19 protein-coding genes are annotated in these 18893 nt (G+C 70.1%); 12 read left to right on the plus strand and 7 right to left on the minus strand.

The features are described from left to right. Positions 1-91: 91 nt before the first annotated feature. A complete protein-coding gene (locus tag ACFOES_RS18160) occupies positions 92-532 on the plus strand; it encodes a YtoQ family protein (protein WP_377834788.1) in 441 nt (146 codons plus the stop codon). A 52-nt stretch (positions 533-584) separates the two neighbouring features. On the opposite strand, the gene ACFOES_RS18165 is transcribed toward ACFOES_RS18160, so the two are convergent. Beyond that, the gene (locus ACFOES_RS18165; protein WP_377834789.1) at positions 585-959 is read right to left on the minus strand and encodes a DsrE family protein; all 375 of its coding nucleotides are present in this window, start codon (positions 957-959) and stop codon (positions 585-587) included. Positions 960-1124: 165 nt separating this feature from the next. Between ACFOES_RS18165 and ACFOES_RS18170 the strand changes: the two genes are divergently transcribed. From ACFOES_RS18170 to ACFOES_RS18190, 5 genes are all read left to right on the plus strand, one after another. Continuing rightward, positions 1125-1487 (plus strand): DUF4186 domain-containing protein, encoded by a 363-nt coding sequence (locus ACFOES_RS18170; protein ID WP_377834790.1) that lies wholly within the window; start codon positions 1125-1127, stop codon positions 1485-1487. After that, complete coding sequence (locus ACFOES_RS18175) at positions 1484-1960, plus strand: aminoacyl-tRNA deacylase (protein ID WP_377834791.1); 477 nt, start codon at positions 1484-1486, stop codon at positions 1958-1960. The genes ACFOES_RS18170 and ACFOES_RS18175 overlap by 4 nt, the downstream gene beginning before the upstream one ends. A 93-nt stretch (positions 1961-2053) precedes the next feature. Beyond that, on the plus strand, positions 2054-2746 hold the full coding sequence (locus ACFOES_RS18180) for a TetR/AcrR family transcriptional regulator (RefSeq protein WP_377834792.1): 693 nt from the start codon (positions 2054-2056) through the stop codon (positions 2744-2746). After that, on the plus strand, positions 2743-4050 hold the full coding sequence (locus tag ACFOES_RS18185; protein ID WP_377834793.1) for a phenylacetate--CoA ligase family protein: 1308 nt from the start codon (positions 2743-2745) through the stop codon (positions 4048-4050). The genes ACFOES_RS18180 and ACFOES_RS18185 overlap by 4 nt, the downstream gene beginning before the upstream one ends. Further along, the gene (locus tag ACFOES_RS18190; RefSeq protein ID WP_377834794.1) at positions 4047-4808 is read left to right on the plus strand and encodes an enoyl-CoA hydratase/isomerase family protein; all 762 of its coding nucleotides are present in this window, start codon (positions 4047-4049) and stop codon (positions 4806-4808) included. The genes ACFOES_RS18185 and ACFOES_RS18190 overlap by 4 nt, the downstream gene beginning before the upstream one ends. Positions 4809-4815: 7 nt before the next feature. On the opposite strand, the gene ACFOES_RS18195 is transcribed toward ACFOES_RS18190, so the two are convergent. The 4 genes from ACFOES_RS18195 to ACFOES_RS18210 form a co-directional block, all read right to left on the minus strand. Then, on the minus strand, positions 4816-6015 hold the full coding sequence (locus ACFOES_RS18195) for a hypothetical protein (protein WP_377834795.1): 1200 nt from the start codon (positions 6013-6015) through the stop codon (positions 4816-4818). A 500-nt stretch (positions 6016-6515) separates the two neighbouring features. Continuing rightward, positions 6516-9578, minus strand: coding sequence for a DNA translocase FtsK (locus ACFOES_RS18200; protein ID WP_377834796.1), 3063 nt, complete (start codon positions 9576-9578; stop codon positions 6516-6518). Between the two features lie 15 nt (positions 9579-9593). After that, positions 9594-10787, minus strand: a complete 1194-nt coding sequence (locus ACFOES_RS18205) for an aminotransferase class I/II-fold pyridoxal phosphate-dependent enzyme (RefSeq protein WP_377834797.1) — start codon at positions 10785-10787, stop codon at positions 9594-9596. Between the two features lie 272 nt (positions 10788-11059). Beyond that, positions 11060-12391 carry an amidase gene (locus tag ACFOES_RS18210; protein WP_377834798.1) on the minus strand — a complete coding sequence of 444 codons (1332 nt, stop codon included), beginning with the start codon at positions 12389-12391 and terminating at the stop codon, positions 11060-11062. Positions 12392-12440: 49 nt separating this feature from the next. Here ACFOES_RS18210 and ACFOES_RS18215 point away from each other — a divergent pair, with 49 nt between their 5' ends. Both ACFOES_RS18215 and ACFOES_RS18220 read left to right on the plus strand, forming a co-directional pair. Continuing rightward, positions 12441-13703, plus strand: a complete 1263-nt coding sequence (locus ACFOES_RS18215; RefSeq protein ID WP_377834799.1) for an FAD-dependent monooxygenase — start codon at positions 12441-12443, stop codon at positions 13701-13703. 14 nt (positions 13704-13717) lie between these two features. Continuing rightward, the gene (locus tag ACFOES_RS18220; protein ID WP_377834800.1) at positions 13718-14164 is read left to right on the plus strand and encodes a hypothetical protein; all 447 of its coding nucleotides are present in this window, start codon (positions 13718-13720) and stop codon (positions 14162-14164) included. A 55-nt stretch (positions 14165-14219) separates the two neighbouring features. Here the strand turns inward: ACFOES_RS18220 and ACFOES_RS18225 are convergent, their stop codons facing one another. Next, positions 14220-14747 (minus strand): DUF3576 domain-containing protein, encoded by a 528-nt coding sequence (locus ACFOES_RS18225; RefSeq protein ID WP_377834801.1) that lies wholly within the window; start codon positions 14745-14747, stop codon positions 14220-14222. Positions 14748-15046: 299 nt separating this feature from the next. Between ACFOES_RS18225 and ACFOES_RS18230 the strand changes: the two genes are divergently transcribed. Both ACFOES_RS18230 and ACFOES_RS18235 read left to right on the plus strand, forming a co-directional pair. Continuing rightward, on the plus strand, positions 15047-15979 hold the full coding sequence (locus tag ACFOES_RS18230; protein ID WP_377834802.1) for a porin: 933 nt from the start codon (positions 15047-15049) through the stop codon (positions 15977-15979). Between the two features lie 109 nt (positions 15980-16088). Next, positions 16089-16751: a YggS family pyridoxal phosphate-dependent enzyme gene (locus tag ACFOES_RS18235; protein ID WP_377834803.1), complete on the plus strand. Its 663-nt coding sequence runs from the start codon at positions 16089-16091 to the stop codon at positions 16749-16751. A gap of 70 nt (positions 16752-16821) precedes the next feature. On the opposite strand, the gene ACFOES_RS18240 is transcribed toward ACFOES_RS18235, so the two are convergent. Then, complete coding sequence (locus ACFOES_RS18240; protein WP_377834804.1) at positions 16822-17823, minus strand: polyprenyl synthetase family protein; 1002 nt, start codon at positions 17821-17823, stop codon at positions 16822-16824. Positions 17824-17879: 56 nt separating this feature from the next. Between ACFOES_RS18240 and ACFOES_RS18245 the strand changes: the two genes are divergently transcribed. Beyond that, positions 17880-18095, plus strand: a complete 216-nt coding sequence (locus ACFOES_RS18245; protein ID WP_377834805.1) for a putative signal transducing protein — start codon at positions 17880-17882, stop codon at positions 18093-18095. After that, complete coding sequence (locus ACFOES_RS18250) at positions 18095-18859, plus strand: tRNA1(Val) (adenine(37)-N6)-methyltransferase (RefSeq protein WP_377834806.1); 765 nt, start codon at positions 18095-18097, stop codon at positions 18857-18859. Before ACFOES_RS18245 ends, ACFOES_RS18250 begins: the two co-directional genes overlap by 1 nt. The last annotated feature ends 34 nt before the right edge of the window (positions 18860-18893 follow it).

Here is an 18893-nt window from a genome sequence, read left to right on the forward strand (position 1 = left end):
GGGACCGGATGCCGCGCCTGCCGGCCTTGCCAAGCGACGCCCGCCACGCGACAGTCGCGCCCGGTTGGCGCATGGGCAGAGGAGCGACGCGATGTTGAAGGTCTATCTTTCGGGCGAGATTCACACCGACTGGCGCGAGACGGTCAAGGCGGCCTGCGCCGGGCTCGAGATCGAATGGTCGGCGCCGGTGACCGATCATGCCGCCTCGGACGATTGCGGCGTCGCCATCTTCGGCGCCGAGGAGAACAAGTTCTGGCATGACCGTAAGGGCGCGGCGCTGAACGCGATCCGGACCAGGCGCGGGATCGAGGGCTGCGACGTGCTGGTGGTCTGCTTCGGCGAGAAATACAAGCAGTGGAACGCCGCTTTCGACGCCGGCTACGCCGCCGCCCTGGGCAAGCCGATCATCGTGCTGCAGCGCCCCGAGCACCAGCACGCGCTGAAAGAGGTTGACGCCGCCGCCAATGCCGTGGCCGAGACGCCCGAGCAGGTCGCCCGCGCCCTGCGCTACGTTCTGACCGGCGCGCTGTAAGGGACCTCGGAGAGAGGGCCGCCGCCGCTCGACCCGGCGGCCGCCAACCGCCTCACCAGGTCAGGACCTTGCCCGCCGCCGCCAGCGAGGGCAGGGCGGTGCTCGGCGTCAGCAGCGGGATGTCGGCGGGCACGTCGTCCCGGGTCATCCCGTTCAGCTCCAGCGACTGCAGGCAGCCGATGATCTGGACCTCGTTGTCGGTCGCCAGCTTGAGGAACTCGGCCACGCTCTTGCCGCCTTCCATCGGGTAGATGGTTGCGGCCTTGCCCTTGGCCAGCAGCTCGGTCGCCGGGCCGGTGAAATACATCACCACGTTCTGCTCGGCCGCCGCCGCGGTGGCGGCGAGGAAGAAGGCCGAGGGCAGGCGCCTGGGGTTCTCGGGTCCGGTGATCAGGATGATCACCAGGTCGGCAGGGGTATCGCTCATGAGGTGTCTCCGTGAAACGGTTGCGATGGCCGAGGAGATGGTCCGCCTGCCCGCTTCGGCAATGACAGCGATCAATCGTCGGCGCGATCGTGAAGGTTGCCCGCCGCCGCCGGGGCCTTTTCCCGGGCGCGGCCGCGGTCTATTCCTGGCCGGGAAAGGACGGCCATGGCCCCGCAACCGGACATTTTCGACAGGCTCGCCCGCTCGGCCTTCCGCAGCCGGTTCCGCCTCGGCGCGCGGGAACGGGCCTATGCCGACGCCAAGGGCAGGGCGGTGATCGAAGCCCACGCGCGCGACTTCGTCGCCCAGAGGCTGGCGCCCGCCGCGCCGGCGAAGGACGGCAAGCAGACGCCGATGCGCGGCCACCCGGTCTTCATCGCCCAGCACGCGACCGCCACCTGCTGCCGCGGCTGTCTGGAGAAATGGCACGGGCTGCGCCGGGGCCGGGCGCTGGAGGAGGCCGAGCAGGCGCGGGTGGTGGCGCTGGTCATGGCCTGGATCGACCGCGAGATGGGAGTGGGAAGATGAGCAAGGCGACACCGGCGACCCGGGCGCTGGGGCAGGCGAAGGCCGCCTTCCGGGTGCTGGAATACGATTACGTGGCCGGGCAGGACAAGATCGGCCTGCACGCGGCCGAGGCGCTCGGGGTCGACCCGGGCCAAGTGCTCAAGACGCTGATGGTCGAGGTCGACGGCAAGCCGGCCTGCGCGGTGATCCCCGCCGATCGCAGCCTGTCGATGAAGAAGGTGGCGGCGGCCTTCGGTGGCAAGTCGGCCCAGATGATGGCCCCCGACAAGGCCGAGCGGCTGACCGGCTTCCACACCGGCGGCATCAGCCCCTTCGGCCAGAAGCGCCGCGCGCCGATTGCCTTCGAGGACAGCGCGCTGGCGGCGGCCGAGGTGGTGATCAACGGCGGCAAGCGCGGGCTGATGGTCGTGCTCGCCCCGGCCGAGGCGTTGCGGGCCAGCGGCGGCGCGGCCCGGCCGCTCTGCACGGAGTAGGCCGGGGAAGATATCGGCGGCCACGACGCTTGACAGGCGCAATCGGTTCGGCGCTAGATATGAAACTGACGTCACTTTCATATTTGTGATCCGATGCCCCCAGCGCGCCGCCCCCTCGCCGAGACCCCGGCCGATCCGCCCGGAACCTTCGCCTATCCGGACATCCTTGTCGCCCGCAGCGCGGAACAGCCCAAGGGCGCGCGGACGCGGGCCCAGATCCAGGCCGCGGCCTGCGCGGTGCTCGACCGCAAGGGGCCGTCCGACCTGACCGTGGCCGCGATCTGCGCCGAGGCCGGGATCTCGAACGGCACCTTCTACATCTACTTCGCCGACCGCACGCTGCTGCTCGAGGAGTTGCTGATCGGCTTCGGCGGCTTCGTGCTGGACATGCTGCGCTCGGCCAGCGCGGCGCGGACCGAGGCCCCGATGCGCGCGGCCAACAGCGCCTATTACGAGCTCTTCCGCCACAATCGCGGCCTGATGCGCTGCCTCGTCCATCACCTCGACGGCTATCCCGAGGCGCAGGCCGCCTTTCACCGGCTCAACCGCGACTGGATCGAAACCGTAGTCGCCGCCGCCATGCGCCGGCTGCAGCGCGCGGGGTGGGGCGGCGAGATCGGGCATGACGAGCTGATGCGCCGCGCCTATGCGCTCGGCGGCATGGTCGACCAGTATCTCGCCAGCCTGCTGCTCTCCGGGGACCCGGCGCTGGTCGCCGTCTCGCAGGACCGCGAGGCGGTGCTGGACACGCTGACACTGATCTGGGAACGGGGCATGGAAATATGACGACGATCCGCGATGCCGAGCGCCTGCCGCTCTCCGAACTGGCAAGCCATGTCAAGGGAGCCTGGCAGGCCCAGCGGACCTATGTCGCCGCCACCTCGCCCTTCTACCAGGAACTCTGGCAGGGCCGTACCCCGCCCGAGGACCTGCGCGACCTGCCGGAACTGCCGCTGTCGGACAAGATGCTGCTGCGGCTGTCGCAGGCGGCGTCGCCGCCCTTCGGCGACTACCTCGCCGCGCCCCGGCGGATGGTCAACCGGCTGCACCGGACCTCGGGCACCACCGGCCAGGCGATGAACCTGGCCCTGTCGCGGCACGATGCCCAGATCACCCAGGAGGTCGGCGGCCGCTGTCACCGCGCCGCGGGGCTGACCGCGGAGGACACGGTGGTGCATTGCCTGAACTACCAGATGTGGATGGGCGGGCTGACCGATCACATGACGCTCGAGGCGACCGGTGCGATGGTGATCCCCTTCGGCGTCGGCGCGACCGAGCTGCTGGTGCGGACGATCCGCGAGGTCGGCGTCACCGCGATTTCCTGCACCCCCTCCTACCCGGCGGTGCTGGAGAGGGTGATCGCCGAGAAGTTCCCCGGCCTCAAACCGCGCGATCTGGGGCTGCGGCTGGGGCTGTTCGGGGGCGAGCCGGGGCTGGACGACCCCGCCTTCCGCGCCCGCCTGCGCGAAACCTGGGGAATGGAGCCGCGCAACGCCAATTACGGCGTCTCGGACGTGTTCAGCAATTTCGCCGCTGAATGCGACCACGACACGCACCTGCATTTCATGGCCGCCGACGTGCTGCACCCCGAGCTGATCGACCCCGACAGCGAGGCGCCGCTGCCGCTCGAACCCGGGCGCAGGGGCGAGCTGGTCCTCACCCACCTGGTGCGCGACTGCCAGCCGCTGGTGCGGTTCCGCACCGGCGACATCGTCGAGATCGCCGAGACCGAGCCCTGCCGCTGCGGCCGCACCGGCTTCCGCTTCTCTGTGGTCGGCCGCGCCGACGACATGGTCGTGGTGCGCGGGCTGAACATGTTCCCGTCGATGGTGGCGGCGGTGATCAACGAGTTCCCCGAGCTGTCGGGCGAATACCGTATCGAGCTCGACGCCCCGCCGCCATACAACACGCTGCCGGTGACGGTCGAACTGGCCGAGGGGCTGCACGTGGTCTGCGATCACCTCGCCCAGCGGGTGGCGCAGGAGATCAAGGCGCGGCTCGGCGCCACGGCCCGGGTCACGGCGGCGCCCGCCGGCAGCCTGCCGCGCAGCGAGGGCAAGACGAAACGCGTCATCAGGAGCTACGAATGAGCGAATTTCGCTATGACACCGTCCTCAGCGCCCTGGATGAAAGCGGCATCCGCACGATCACGCTGAACCGGCCCGACAGCCTGAACGCGATGAACCCGCAGCTGATCGCCGATCTCGGCCGCGCGGTCGAGGACGCCAATGCCGATCCGGCGACGCGGGTAATGATCCTCACCGGCGCCGGCAAGGCCTTCTGCGCCGGCGACGACCGGCGCGAGCATGTCCATCCCGAGACCGAGGAACAGGCGCGCATCCTGGTCGACGCGATCCAAAGGGTGACCCGGGCGATGGTGCTGGGGGCCAAGCCGGTGGTCGGCGCGATCAACGGCTGGGCCGTCGGCGGCGGCTTCGAATGGGCGATCAACTGCGATTTCCCGATCTGGGCCGAAGGCGCCAGGGGCTTCTTTCCCGAGGTCTCGCTCAACCTCTTCGTCACCGGGGCGGTGTCGACGCTGCTGCCGGCGCTGGTCGGGCTCAACAAGGCGCGCGAGATGCTGATCTTCGGCGACCGCTACAGCGCGGCCGAGCTGGGCGAGATCGGCCTGGCCTGGAAAGTGGTGCCGGAGGCCGAGCTGATGGCGGAGGCGCAGCAGGCGGCCCGGCGGCTGGCCGCGCTGCCGCCGCTGTCGTTGCGGGCGATGAAGCGGGTGCTCAACGCCGCCGCCCTGCCCGACATCCACCGGGCGCTGCAGCTTGAGACCGATGCCACCGTCGCCGGCTTCCTCGACCCGGAAACGACGCGTCGGCTCAAGGAATTCTAGGACGCCCTCAGGCCGGGGCCGGGGTGCCGAAGATCACGATCGCCAGGCCGAGCAGGGCGAGCGCGCCGAAGCCGGCGGCCCGCCGCCGGTCGCCGCGGCGGGCGGCGCGCAGGGTCGCGATCGCCGCCTGCAGCGCGTAATAGGCGGCGAAGGCGCGCGAGGCATAGTTGATGATGACGAAGATGTTCGTCGTCCAGGTCAGTGCGATGCCGAGTGTGCCGAGCGCGGCATAGCCCTTGCGCACCGTCACCTTGCCGCCGGTCACCTCGGCCAACAGCCCGCCGGCGCCGCCGGTATCGGCGACCGCGGCGCTGAACTGGGCGCTGAGCGCGGCGGCAACCAGCATCACCGGCAACAGCGGCGAGACCAGCCGCATCAGGTCGATGACCGCGGTCTCGGTCAGCGGCGCGGCGTCGGGCGGGAAGACATAGGCGATGAGCAGGATGTAGATCATGTAGATCGCCGTCGCGAGGCCCTGCGCCAGCCGCATCGAGCGGATGCGCAGGCCGCGGTCGTAGCTGGCGCCGAGGTAGCGCGAGGTCTCGAAGCCCTGCACGGTGACGATCAGCCCGAACAGCAGCGTCAGCGCCGGCACGCCGGTCAGCAGCGGCGGCGCGAGGATCAGCGTGCCCTGCGACGCCTTGACGTCGAAGAAGGCGCCCAGGCCGACGATCAGCCCGGCGATGATGGCCAGCTTCAGCGTCACCGAGCCGTATTCCATCCATTCCAGCCAGCGGAAGCCGCGGGTCCAGCCGACGGTCAGGATCACGGCGTAGATCGCGGTGGTGACGAGATGGGCGGCGAAATGCCCGGGCCAGGGCGTCAGGCTGACCGCGAAGCCGCCGAACAGGTTGAGGTAATAGGCGACCGAGATGACATAGGCGAAGGCCAGCGCCCATTGCGAACCGGTGTCGAGCAGGTTCTCGCTGCGGGTCTGGTTGGCGTCGTCCTCGGCGCCGTCGGCCATGTTGAAGCGGATCGCGGCGCCGAAGGCCCAGGCCAGGGCGCAGAGCAGCGCCATCGCCAGTGGGGCATAGCCGCCATAGGCGTCGTCGAGGATCGGCCCGAGGACGAGGAAGCCCGAGCCGATGATCGAGGCCAGCGGCGTGATCGTCGCCCGCCACAGCCGGAATTCCGCCACCCGCGGCAGGGCCAGCAGGCCGCCAAGCACGAGCGTGGCGAGGATGACGGCGATATCGGTCTTCACGGGGTGGCTCCGTCCTGGGGGTGGGGCGCGGCCCCGCGTCGCACCGTGCATAGCGCATGTGCCGGGCGGGGACAGCCCCGGCGGCGGGTCGGGTGGCAAGACGTGGCGGAAAGGGCAGGGGGGCATTCCCTCGGGCCGCGACAGCAGGTTTTGAGTTCCCTGTTTATGCTCCCTATCGGCATTGGCTGCGGTTCTTTGGTGGCGCGGAATCTAGGCGTAGCCGCCGCGCAGCGCCTGCCCGTCCCGGCGGGGAGGCGCTTTGGAGGCCGCGCGCTGGCCTCCGGCGGAAGAGGTGGATGGCACCATGAAGTGCGTCGCTCTGGCGTCGGGGCGCCTCCCCACGGGCAGGCGCTGCGCGTCTCGCGTTCCGTCCAGGGCAACCGCTCTGCCCAGCGGAGCCGGTCAAGATGGAGCTTGGGCAAGCTCAAAGGAAAACGCCCGCCTCCTTGCGGGGCGGGCGCGGCCCGGCGTGCGGGCTGGACGCTTTTGCTTGCCGTGTCCTACTGCTCGGGCACCAGGATCTCGCGCTTGCCGACATGGTTGGCGGCGCTGACGAGGCCCTGTTCCTCCATCTGCTCGACCAGCCTTGCGGCCTTGTTGTAGCCGATCGCCAGCTTGCGCTGGATATAGGAGGTCGAGACCTTGCGGTCCTTCAGCACCACGGCGACGGCCTGGTCGTAGAGCGCGTCCTCGCTGTCGGTATTGCCGCCGAGGCCGAGCACCAGGTCGATATCGGCCTCCTTGTCCTCGTCCGGCCCCTCGACCACGCCCGACATGTATTCAGGCGGGCCGAAGCTCTTGAGGTGGTTGACGATCTCCTCGACTTCCTCGTCGGAAACGAACGGGCCGTGGACGCGGGTGATGCGGCTGCCGCCGGCCATGTAGAGCATGTCGCCCATGCCCAGCAGCTGCTCGGCCCCCTGTTCGCCCAGGATCGTCCGGCTGTCGATCTTCGAGGTCACCTGGAACGAGATCCGGGTCGGGAAGTTGGCCTTGATCGTGCCGGTGATGACGTCGACCGAAGGCCGCTGAGTGGCCATGATCAGGTGGATGCCCGAGGCCCGCGCCATCTGGGCGAGGCGCTGGATGCAGGCCTCGATCTCCTTGCCGGCGACCATCATCAGGTCGGCCATCTCGTCGACGATGACGACGATGTAGGGGATCGTCTTGGGCTCGAACTCCTCGGTCTCGAAGATCGGTTCGCCGGTCTCCTCGTCGAAGCCGGTCTGGATCGTGCGCTTGAACATCTCGTTTTTCGACTGGGCTTCCTTGACCCGGCCGTTATAGCCCTCGATGTTGCGCACCCCCATCTTCGACATCTTGCGGTAGCGTTCCTCCATCTCGGCGACGACCCATTTCAGGGCGACGACCGCCTTCTTGGGATCGGTGACGACGGGGGAGAGCAGATGCGGAATGCCGTCGTAGACGCTGAGTTCCAGCATCTTCGGGTCGATCATGATCAGCCGGCATTCCTCGGGCGTCAGCTTGTAGAGCAGCGACAGGATCATGGTGTTGATCGCTACCGACTTGCCCGAGCCGGTGGTGCCGGCGATCAGCAGGTGGGGCATCTTGGCCAGGTTGGCGACGACCGGGCCGCCGCCGATATCCTTGCCCAGCGCCAGCGGCAGCTTCATGCCGGTATCGCCATAGGTGCGGTCGGCCAGGATCTCGCGCAGCACCACCTTCTCGCGCTCGGCGTTGGGCAGTTCGATGCCGATCACCGAGCGGCCGGGCACCGTCGAGACCCGCGCCGACAGCGCCGACATCGAGCGGGCGATGTCGTCGGCCAGGCCGATGACGCGGCTTGCCTTGAGGCCCGGCGCCGGTTCCAGTTCGTACATGGTGACGACGGGACCGGGGCGGACCGAGACGATCTCGCCCTTGACGCCGTAATCGTCGAGCACCGTCTCCAGCATCCGCGCGTTCTCTTCCAGCGCCTCGTCCGACAGGTGGTGGCGCTGGATCGAGGCCGGGTTGGTCAGCAGGCTGAGCGGCGGGTTCTCGTATGCCACCGCCGGCTCGTCGAATTGCAGCTTGGGCTGGGCCTCGGCCCGGGCCTGGCGCGAGGGCGCGACCGGCTTGCGTGGGCTGTGCTGGACGACGCGCCTGGCCTCGGGCGCCGGCGTGGCGGCGCGCGGAACCGGGGCGGCGGGGGCGGTCGGCGGTTCGGCCTCGTAGAGGTTGACCGCCTCGTCGTCGTAACCGTCGCCATAGCCGTCATCGTAATCGCCGTAATCGCCGTAATCGTCATCCGACAGGATGGTCGCTTCCGGCGCTTCGGCCGGGCGGGCGACGCGGGCGGCGGCGTTCCGGGGGGCGGCCTGGGCGGCATCGACGGCCCGGCGCACGGCGTCGTTGACCGGCGGTTCGGCAAGGGGCGGCTCGGTCACGGGCGGTTCGGCACGCTGGGCGGCGGTCACCGGCGGTTCGACCCGGTGGCTCGGCGCCGCGCCGGCGGCAAAGCGCGGCCGGCGGAAGCGCGGCGGCGCGTCCTCGGGCACCGTCACCGGCGGTTCGGCGGGCTGGGCCGGAGCCTGGGACTGGGCCTGCGCTTCGGCCTGCTGGCGGGCGCGGGCATGGACCGCGCTGGCGATGCGGCTGCGAATCCGCTCCTCGCTCGGACCCATCTCGGGGGCATGGGGGATGTGATCGGGTTCGACCAGCTCGGGCTGCGGCTCGGGCGCGCGCTTCACCAGTGCCGGCATGCGCGACAGGAAGGACGGCTTCGGCATGCCCAGCGGGGCCGGGGCCAGCGCCGGATCCGTCGACGTGGCAGCCGGGGCAGCCGGCGCGGCGCGGCCGAGCGACATCGGCTCGGGCGCCAGCGCGGCCTCGGTGCGGGCCAGCAGGGCGGCCTCGCGCCGGTCGCGGCGACGGTCGTTCAGGCCGCGGGCAAGGCTGACGCCCCCGGTCGCGGTGCGGCCCATCGCCTTGAGCAGCCCGGCATAGCACAGCACCAGCCCGAGCAGCAGGAAACGGCCGAGGGCGCGGACTTCCCTGGTGTCGAAGCCGGTGACGAACAGCGTCATGCCGATGACGGCGAGGAAGGAGAGCAGCGACAGCGCCTTGAGCCCGAAGGCGGCGCCGATCGGCGCGACGCCGAGGATGGCGCCCAGCACGGTGTCGCCGAACAGGCCGCCGAGACCGAAGGAATGGCCCCAGTCGCTGCCCGGCACCAGGGTCGAGGCGTAGACGGCGGCCAGCGCGATGGCGATCGGGGCGAAGATGACGCGGTTCAGCGCCCGCTCCTCGCCACGATGGAGGACGAAGCGCAGCCCCCAGGCGCCCAGCACCAGCGGGATGCCCCAGGCACCGCGGCCCGCGATGATCACCAGCGACGAGGCGATGCGCGCGCCCAGCCCGCCGAGCAGGTTCTGCACCGGCTTGTCGGTCGCCGCCATCCAGCCCGGATCGCCAGGGGTGTAAGAGCCCAGCATCAGCAGGCACAGGAACGCGACGACGATGAGCCCGACGCCGAGCAACTCGCGCCCCCGGCGTTCGAGCACCGCCTGCGTGTTCTGGTCGAGAAGCGGATCACGCTGTCTGATCTGATAGGAAGCCATGCCTGTCCCTCGTCCTCACCGGTAAAGGCAGTCGCGGAGCGTCGTCAGCCCGCGCTGCGTTTCTTCTTTTGGGGCCACCAGGGCGACCCGGATGTAGCCCGCGCCCGGGTTCCCGCCGGCGGCGTCGCGCGCCAGGTAGGCGCCGGGCAGCACCCGCACCCCGGTCTCGCGCCACAGCTTCAGCGCCGCGGCCTCGCCGTCGCCCACGCTTTCGGGCACCGGCAGCCACAGGAAGAACCCGCCCTCGGGCGGCTGGTAGCCCTGCAGGCCGGCAAAGACCTCGTCGGCGAGGGCGAATTTCTCGTGATAGAGCGCGCGGCTGGCCGCGACATGGGCCTCGTCGTCCCAGACCCGCTCGGCCACCCGTTGCAGCGGCAGCGGCAGCGGCGCCCCGGCATAGGCGCGCAGCTGCTTGATCCGCGCGATGCCCTCGGGCCCGCCGGCGACGAAGCCCGAGCGCAGCCCGGGCAGGTTCGACCGCTTCGACAGCGAGTGGAAGACGAAGACCCGCTCGGGATCGGCCCCGGTCTTGGCGGCCACTTCCAGCGCCCCGGGCGGCGGCGCGCTGCGCCAGATCTCGGAATAGCACTCGTCGGCGAAGATGGTGAAATCGTGCTTCTCGGCCAGCGCCATCAGGTCGGCGAGGTAGTCGGCCGAGGCCACCGCGCCCTGCGGGTTCGACGGCGAGCACAGATAGGCGATGGTGACGCGGTCGAGCACTTCCGCCGGCAGCGCGGCGTAATCGGGCAGGAAGCCGGTGGCGGCGGTGGCGGGCACATAGATCGGCTCGGCGCCGACGGTCAGCGCGGCCACGGCATAGACCTGGTAGAACGGGTTCGGCGTCAGGATCACCGGCTGCTTGCCGCTCTTGGTCTCCGGTGACAGCGCGATGGCGGCGTTGAACAGTCCTTCCCGCGTCCCGTTCAGCGCCATGATCCGGCGCTCGGCCTCCAGCGTGACGCCGTAGCGGCGGCGGATCCAGCCGGCGATGGCGGTCAGCAGCTCGGGCGTGCCGTCGTTCGGCGGGTATTTCGCGAATCCCCCCAGGTTGCCGGCGAGGATCTCGCCGACGAAATCGGGAAACGGGTGCCGCGGCTCGCCGATCGTCATGGCGATCGGGGCCCCCCCCGGCTCGTGGATGTCGAGCAGGGCGCGCAGACGCGGAAATGCGTAATCAGGCAGGTTCGAGAACCGCTCTGGGAATGCCATATGTTGCCTCATGTCCGGGGTCGTTGCGCCCCGTTTTGCCTGCACGATACCGCCCAAATCGGGCATGGTCCAGAAAAACGCCGTCAACTCGGGGCCTTGACGGGCACGATTGTGGCATTTGAGTCGTGGGGATTGCAGCAGCGTTCCCTGACCGGGCGGCAAAGGCGACGGTCCAGCCATTTCGCCCGGCGGCAGCGCCTACCTGCCCCTCGGCTGGCGCTTCTCGACCGCTTCGACGGGACGGGCGCCGCCCTCGTCTTGCTGCTCCGCCCCTACTTCAGCGCCGCTTCCGCCGCCGCGCCCAGCCGCAACAGCTTTTCCTCGCCGCCGGCCGGCCCCATCAGCAGCACCCCGGTCGAGGGCACGCCGGTCGGCAGGGTCAGGCCGGGCAGGCCGAACAGGTTGGCGATGCGGGTATTGCGCAGGGTCAGCAGGTTCTCGGTGACGTAGTAGTCGTCGTCCGACAGCAGCCGTTCGACATTCGGCGGCAGGATCGGGCAGGTCGGGATCACCACCGCGTCATAGCCGGCGACGCGCGCCGCCCAGGCCGCGCGCAGCTCGTGCAGCCGGCGCCAGCCGGCGACGTAATCCGAGGCCCGGGCGCTCGCCCCGGCGCGGAAGCGGTCGAGGATGCGCGGGAACATCAGGTCGGGATTGGCCTCGATGGTCTCGGCCCAGATGCCATAGGCCTCGGAGGTGAACAGCAGCCCGGCCAGGTCCATCGCCTCGGCCACCTCGGTCACGTCGCCATGCTCGATCCTGGCGCCGGCCTGCGACAGACGCCCCAGCGCCTGCTCGAATCCCTTCGCCGGGCCGTCGCGCAGATCCTCCATCGCCACGGTGTCCAGCACCAGCAGCCGGGTGCCCGCGAGCGTCGCACCGCGCAGGTCCGCCGGTTTGCCGTCCTCCAGCAAGGCCAGCAGCAGCGCCGCGTCCTCGACGCTGCGGCAGAGCGGGCCGACCGTGTCGAAGGTTTCGCATAGCGGCACGACCCCGTCGCAGGAGATCCGGCCGGCGGTGGTCTTGAGCCCGACGAGGTCGTTCCAGGCCGAGGGGATGCGCACCGAGCCGCCGGTATCCGAGCCGATCCCGGCCGGGGCCAGCCCGAAGGCGACCGAGGCCGCCGCGCCCGAGGACGAGCCGCCGGGCACCGCGCCCGGATCGTTGACGCAGGGCGGGGTGGCGGTGATCGGGTTGAGGCCGAGGCCGGAGAAGGCCAGCTCCGACATGTGGGTCTTGCCCAGGCAGACCGTGCCGGCGGCGGTGGCGTTGGCCAGCACGCGGGCGTCGCGCGCCGGCACCCGGTCCTTGAGCAGGGCCGAGCCCGCCTCGGTCGCCACCCCGGCGCTGTCGAACAGGTCCTTCCACGACAGCGGCACGCCGTCGAGCGGGCCGAGCCGGTGGCCCGACCTGGCCCGCGCGGCGGCGGCCTCGGCCTCGCAGCGGGCGCGCGCCTCGGTGGCGCGGGCATAGATGCGGGCGCTGTCGGGATGGGCCCTGATGGCGTCGAGATAGGCCTCGGTCAGCGCCACCGGGTCGATCTTGCCGGCACCGATGCCGCGCCCCAGATCCGCCGCCGTCATCCAAAGCCACTCTGCCGCCATCACGCCCTCCGATTTTCCGTGTGGCGCGACCGTAGCCGGGCCGCGGCGCATGGACAATCCCGCAGATCGGCGCATAGTGGCGGCCATGAAAACCGATTGTGACGTGATCGTTGTCGGCGGCGGGCTGAACGGCCCGACGCTGGCGCTGGCGCTGGCCCGGGCGGGCCTGACTGCAACCGTGATCGACGCGCTGCCCGAGGCGACTCGTGGCGCCGAAGATTTCGACGGCCGGGCCTATTCGCTGGCGCTGGCCTCGCAGCGGCTGCTGGCGGCGCTGGGGCTGTGGCAGCGGCTGGCCGAGGACGCCCAGCCGATTCTGGAAGTCAAGGCCAGCGACGGCCGGGCGGGCGAGGGACCCTCGCCGCTGTTCCTCCATTTCGACTACGGCGAGATCGAGGAAGGCCCGATGGGCTACATGGTCGAGGACCGCTACCTGCGCCGCGCCCTGCTCGACGCCATGGCCGAGGCGCGGGGCATCACCCGGCTGTCGGGCGAAACGGTGGTGGCGCAGGAGGTCGGGCCCTCGGGCGCGACGGTGACGCTGGCCTCGGGCAAGACCGTGACCGGCCGGCTGATCGCCGGCTGCGACGGGCGGGCGAGTGGCACGGGCCAGCGCGCCGGTATCTCGCGCACCGGCTGGGGCTACGGCCAGACCGCGCTGGTCTGCGCCATCGAGCACGACAAGCCGCATCACGGTGTCGCCCAGCAATTCTTCATGCCCGCCGGGCCGCTGGCGCTGCTGCCCTTGCCGGGCAACCGCACCGCCATCGTCTGGTCCGAGCGCGACGAGACCGCGAAAGCGATCCAGGCGCTGGACGACGACGCCTATCTCGAGGCGCTGCGGCTGCGGGTCGGCGATTGCCTGGGCGAGATCAGGCTGGTCGGCAAGCGTTTCACCTATCCGCTCAACCTGACGCTGGCCAACAGCTTCATCGCCTCGCGCATCGCGCTGGTCGGCGATGCCGCCCATGGCGTCCACCCGATCGCCGGCCAGGGGCTGAACCTGGGGCTGCGCGATGTCGGGGCGCTGGCCGAGGTGGTGGTGAATGCCCATCGCCGCGGCGAGGATATCGGCGCCGAGGACGTCCTCGAACGCTACCAGCGTTGGCGGCGCTTCGATTCGACGGTGCTGGCGCTGGGCATGGATGCCGTCAACAAGCTGTTCTCGAACGATAACCCGCTCTTGCGCGGGCTGCGCGACCTCGGCATGGGCGCCGTCAACGCGATGCCCGGCCTGCGCCGGCGCTTCATCCGCGAGGCGGCGGGGCTGTCGGGCGAGGTGCCGCTGCTGCTGCGCGGCCGGCCGCTCTGAGCCCTGTGGCCGGCATGGTCCCGATCGGTTTTGCCCTGATCATCGGCCTGTGGTGGGCGCGGGTGGTGATGGCCACCGGCGTCGCCTGGGGGCTGGGCGCCTCGCTGGCGCTGATCGCGGCGCTGGCGGCGCTGGTGCTGGCGGTGACCTGGGGCCGGCGCTTCGTCTCCGGCGCCAGGGGCACGGCGCCGCAATTCGGCCGCGGCTTCCTGGCGCTGGGCCTGTCCTTCGCCGTCGGCGCGCTGCCGCTGGCTTTCGCGGTGGTGGCGCAGGGCGAGCAGGCCGGCGCTTCGGCGGCCGGCGGCTCCAACCCGTTCGGCGTGATTCTCACCGTGCCGCTGGTGCCGATCCTGGCCGGCAACCTCGTCGCCGGCGTGATGCTGGGCCTTGCCGCCGGGGCGGCGGTGCTCTGCCTGGTGCTGGCCGCGGTCTTCGGCATCGACTGGCGCCGCGACCGCTAGGCCAGGGGGCGGCGCAAGGGCGCGGCCCGGCCTTCTTCCGCAAACGGATCGGGTGTCAGAGCTTGCCGTCGGCGATCCGCAGCTGGCGGGCGCGGGTCAGGATTGCATCCTCGACCTTGCGCTGCGTCGCCGCGCTGACCGGGCCGCCGCGGGTCGCCAGCGCGACCTTGAGCGAGCGGGCGTCGAGCGCGGCGTCCTGGACGTAGATCGTGGCCCGGTAGGCGCGGCCGCCGCCCGGCGGACGGCCATAGCCGGTGACGATCACGCCCGAGAACGGGTCGACCGATTCGATGGGCAGGAAGTTCAGCACGTCGAGCGCCGCGTTCCAGATATAGCGGTTCACCTCGACCGTGGTGTTGGGGTTGTCGTTGTTGTTGAACAGCGACCAGATCGTCGAGGACTTGCGCTCGCGCGGGTCGAGCCGCTCCTGCGGCGCCTCCGGCGAGACAGTGACCTTCGGCGCACCCTGACTCGATCTCGTTCCGCTGCTGATCCCGCCGCTGCCGATGCCACCGCCACAGGCGGTCAGGCCGACAACCAGCCCGCAAAGGGCGCCTGCGCGGAGAATGCGTGCCAAGCTCATACTGCCTGCCCCCGGTTCCGTTTCGGCCTGTCTAGCCGAGCACTCCTGTGCAAACAAGGCCCTTGCGCTCCGCCCGCATCGGTCCCGCCCGGCGCCGGACGATCCCGCCTTGCCCGGGCCGCACTCGCGACTTCTGACGTCACCATGGCAAGACTGTGGCAAAGCTGCACCAACTTTAACGACTTTCCCGGGGCGACCTGAGTTCGCCTTGCATTGCAGGGGGGGAAGCAGGAAATAGGGCCATACCCAATTTGGACCTCCCGAGTTGGGCCGCACCTTTTGAGACAACGAGGGAAAACATGAAAAAGCTTCTCCTTGCTTCGGCCGCCGTGGTCATGACCGCTGGCGCCGCTGCTGCGGACAACGCGAACGTCAACTTTGGCGGCTATGTCCGCTTCGGCGCGCAGTACAACTCCGCCCCGCCCGTGGGTGTCACCGGCAAAGTGACGCTGGAAAAGCGGATCCGTCTGAACATCGACATCTCGAAGATGTCGGACTCGGGCATCGAAATGGGCGCTCGCATCCGTATGCAGGGTGACGAAAACGCGATGACCGCCGGCAACGGCGCCAACGCCTACGTCAAGGCCAACGGCTTCACCCTGCGCGTCGGCAACATCGTCGGGGCCATCGAAAGCATGCCGGGCCTGTACGCCGCTGACGTCGGCCTGACCGGTCTGAACTTCGACGATCTGGTCACCAACGTTGTCGGCGCCAACCTTGGCACCGCGACGCCGTATGCCAGCTACTGGAACTGGGATGCCTACAGCAGCACCGGCACTGGCTCGAACGGCGTTGAAGCCATCTACACCGCTGGCGGCTTTACCGCTCACCTGTCGCACAGCACCCTGAACGGTGTGAGCGGCGACAACCAGACCGCCGGCTTCCTGGCCTACACCTTCGGCGACTGGACCGTTGCCGTTGCGCACCAAACCAGCGACACGGCTGGCAACAAAAAGACCGTCCTGACCGTCGGTGGCAAGCTGGGTGACTTCAATGTCGGCCTCGCCGGTGCGGACAACGATGGCGTCAAGAAGTACACTGTCCATGGGTCGTACACCATGAGCGCCCTGACCGTGAATGGCTACATCGCTACGGAAGACACCTCGGGTGTTGACACCTCGTACGGTGTTGGCGCTGCTTACGACATCGGCGGCGCTTCGCTGATCGGTGGTGTTGCCAAGCAGCCGACGGGTGACACCCGCGCCGACTTCGGCATCAAGTTCTCGTTCTGATCCAGAACGAACCGGACTTAAGGGAAGAGCGGGCTTCGGCCCGCTCTTTTCTTTTGCGCCTGTCTGTGGCCTTTTCGGGCCCGAACCCCGGCATGCGCAAGGAGGCACGATGGGACTGGTGGAGATCAGGGAACGGCTGGCAAAGGCCGAGGCAGCGGCCGGGCGTCCGGCGGGATCGGTGCGGCTGATCGCAGTGTCCAAGGTCCAGCCGCTCGAGCGGGTCGAGGCGGTGCTGGAACAGGGCCACCGGCTGTTCGGCGAGAATTACGTCCAGGAGGCGGCGGCGAAATGGCCCGCCTTCCGCGCGCGTTTCCCCGGCACCGAGGTCCACATGATCGGGCCGCTGCAATCGAACAAGGCCAAGCAGGCGGTCGAGCTGTTCGAGGCGATCCACACGGTCGACCGGCCGTCGCTGGCCAAGAAACTGGCGAACCTGGCCCAGGCGCGCGGCGTCTCGCCCGAGCTGTTCGTCCAGATCAATACCGGCGAGGAGCCGCAGAAGGCCGGCGTCCTGCCCGCCGATGCCGACGCCTTCATCGCCGATTGCCGGGCCAAGGAGCTGCCGGTGGTCGGGCTGATGTGCATTCCGCCCGAGGGCGAGGATTCGAGGCCGCATTTCGCCGCGCTGGCGGAAATGGCCGAGCGCAACGGTCTGACCGGCCTGTCGATGGGCATGAGCGCCGATTTCGAGGCTGCCGTCGCCGCCGGCGCCACCCATGTCCGCGTCGGCAGCGCCATTTTCGGTGCCCGGGACTACGGCAGCAAGGGCTAGATCGTCAGGCGGGCAGGCGAGGAAGGGAGCGGCGCGCCTTGGACTGGCGCCGCTGCCAGCGAGCGTTGCCTCAGGCCACCCGCTCGACCACGTAATCGGCCAGGTCGCGCAGCATGTCGCGCAGCTCGTGCGCCGGCAGCAGCTCCAGCGCGCTCTTGGCCTGCGCCGCCCAGCCGAGCGCCGCGTCGCGGGTCGCCGCCAGTGTGCCGTGACGGGCCATCAGCTCCATCGCCCGCTCCAGGTCGCCCTCGCGCTGGTCGCCCTTCTCGATCACCCGCGACCAGAAGGCGCGTTCTTCCTCATCCGCCGCCGCGACCGCCTTGATCACGGGCAGGGTCAGCTTGCGCTCGCGGAAATCGTCGCCGACATTCTTGCCGATCACCTGGGTCGTGCCGCCGTAATCCAGCAGGTCGTCGACGATCTGGAAGGCGATGCCGAGCGCGTCGCCATAGCGGTGCAGCGCCGCGATCTGTTCGGGCGCCGCCGCGGCGATGACGCCACCGACCTCGGTCGCCGCCGCGAACAGCGCCGCGGTCTTGCCGCGCACCACCTTGAGATAGATGTCCTCGTCGGTGGCCAGGTCCTGCGCCGCCGAAAGCTGCAGAACCTCGCCCTCGGCGATCGTCGCCGAGGCGTTGGCGAGGATGTCGAGCACCCGCAGGCTGCCGGTCTCGACCATCAACTGGAACGAGCGGGCGAAGAGGTAATCGCCGACCAGCACCGAAGACTTGTTGTCCCACAGCAGGTTGGCCGTCGGCCGCCCGCGCCGCTGGGCACTCTCGTCGACCACGTCGTCATGCAGCAGCGTCGCGGTATGGATGAACTCGACCGTCGCCGCCAGGTGGACGTGATAGGGCCCGTCATAGCCGCAGAGCCGCGCCGCCGCGAGGGTCATCATCGGCCGCAGCCGCTTGCCGCCGGCCTCGACCAGGTGGGCCGTTACCTCGGGGATTCGCGGCGCATGTTCCGACGCCATCCGCTCCCGGATCAGACCGTTCACCGACGCCATGTCCTCGGCCAGCCAGGCGGCCAGCCGGTCATGCGGCTTGTTGGTGGTTTCCATCAGCCCCATCGCATTCTCGCAACCGTTCTCGACAATGGCCCGTACATCCCCTTAAGTCACAGACCATGAAAGAGCTTCTGCGCACGACCGACCCGACGATCATCGCCTATGCCACCGCGCTTCTGCAAGGCGAGGGTATAGACGTCTTTCCGATCGACGTAAACATGAGCGTTCTCGAAGGCTCGATCGGTGTGTTGCCGCGCCGCCTGATGGTGCGCGCGGCAGACTACCACCGCGCCCGGATCGTGATGACCGACAACGATATCCCGTTGAGCCAGTGATGTTCCCGCCCGAGGCGCTTTCCGACGACGGCTTCCTTGGCGGGCGGCTGCGGATCCTGCAGCCGCGCCAGGGCTATCGCGCCGCCACCGACCCGGTGCTGCTGGCCGCCGCCTGCCCGGCGCGGGCCGGGGAGACGGCGCTGGAACTGGGCTGCGGCGCCGGCGTTGCCAGCCTGTGCCTTGGCCACCGGGTGCCGGGGCTCGCGCTCACCGGGCTCGAATTGCAGCCGGCCTATGCCGCGTTGGCGCGCGACAATGCCGGCGGCAACGGCCAGGCCCTCGAGGTGATCGAGGGCGATGTCGCCGCGCCGCCCGCCGCGTTGCGGCACCGGAGCTTCGACCACGTCATCGCCAACCCGCCCTGGTATCCCGCCGGCGGCGGCACGCCGGCCAGCGATGCCGGACGCGAGACCGGGCTGCGCGAGGCGCTGCCGCTGGCGGAGTGGATCGACCTCGCGGCGCGGCGGTTGAAACCGGGCGGCTATCTGACCGTGATCCAGCTGGCCGAGCGGCTGCCCGACCTGCTGGCGGCCTGCGATCGCCGGCTGGGCAGCCTCGACCTGCTGCCGCTGGCGCCGCGCGCGGGCCGGCCGGCCAAGCGGGTGCTGCTACGGGCGCGCAAGGGCGGGCGCGGGGCGTTCCGGCTGCTCGCGCCGCTGGTGCTGCATGAGGGCGCCGTCCATGACGGCGACCGCGACAGCCACAGCGCCTGGGCCGAGGCCGTGCTGCGCGACGGGGCGGCGCTGCCTTTTCCCGCCCGCTGAGCGCCCCAGGCCGGCGTTTCGGCTGTTTTCTGCA

Source organism: Acidimangrovimonas pyrenivorans, assembly GCF_042643245.1.
GTDB lineage: Bacteria > Pseudomonadota > Alphaproteobacteria > Rhodobacterales > Rhodobacteraceae > Acidimangrovimonas > Acidimangrovimonas pyrenivorans.